Below are 789 nucleotides of genomic sequence, written 5' to 3' on the forward strand. Positions count from 1 at the left end.
CCAGCACACCACCGTGGTGGCCCACTACGACGCGGCCCAGCGCAGCGCCGCGCTGCACCTGGGCCCGCTGCTATCCGACGCCGACCGCCAATACCTGACCTGTGATGCCGGCTGCGAAGTCTGGCTCGAACGCCACGGCCAACCCCTGGGCGCCGGGCGCACCACCCGCACCATCAGCCGGCGACTGCGCCGCGCCCTCGAGCACCGCCACCCCAGCTGCGCGGTACCCGGCTGCGGGGCCACCCGCGGCCTACACGCCCACCACCTCGTGCACTGGGAAAACGGCGGCCCCACCGAGCTGACCAACCTGGTCCTGATCTGCCCCTACCACCACCGCCAACACCACCAAGGCCACATCACCATCACCGGACCCCCCGACCACCTCTCGGTCACCGACGAGGACGGCCAACCCCTACACCCCGGCTCCCTCGCCCGTCCCAAGATCTCGGTCACCCCGTTCAGCACGGCCGACGGCTCGGGCCACGCGCACAGCCCGGCGGGACCCTACGTCAGCGTCGCGGACTGGTCCGCCGTCTCGACGGCGTGGCTGCGCGAACCGCCGAGTTTCGAATTCGCACCGGCGCCGGGTCCGGCTTGACTCCGGGCATCGGCGACTTACGAATTCGATAGCGTATGCGCTACCAACTTTCAAGCAAGCCGCATGGTCTGGGCAGCGGGTAACGCAAACGAAATTCTTTATGCCCCAATCAACCTAGTTGGTCGATGGTGGTGGTTGGGGTTGGAAGGGGTCGTACCACCACCAGTCGGCGCGCTCGCCGAGGGGTCCGG

2 protein-coding genes are annotated in these 789 nt (G+C 68.9%); one reads left to right on the forward strand and one right to left on the reverse strand.

What is annotated here, in order from left to right; genetic code table 11:
• Window positions 1-598: HNH endonuclease signature motif containing protein (locus A5705_RS00035; RefSeq protein ID WP_156762972.1), on the forward strand; the 598-nt coding region annotated here is incomplete at its 5' end.
• A gap of 114 nt (window positions 599-712) precedes the next feature.
• Here A5705_RS00035 and A5705_RS28320 read toward each other — a convergent pair.
• A partial coding sequence (locus A5705_RS28320) for a hypothetical protein (protein WP_231982335.1) occupies window positions 713-789 on the reverse strand: 77 nt, incomplete at its 5' end.

Origin of the sequence: Mycobacterium sp. E787 (assembly GCF_001668725.1) — a bacterium.
Lineage (GTDB): Bacteria > Actinomycetota > Actinomycetes > Mycobacteriales > Mycobacteriaceae > Mycobacterium.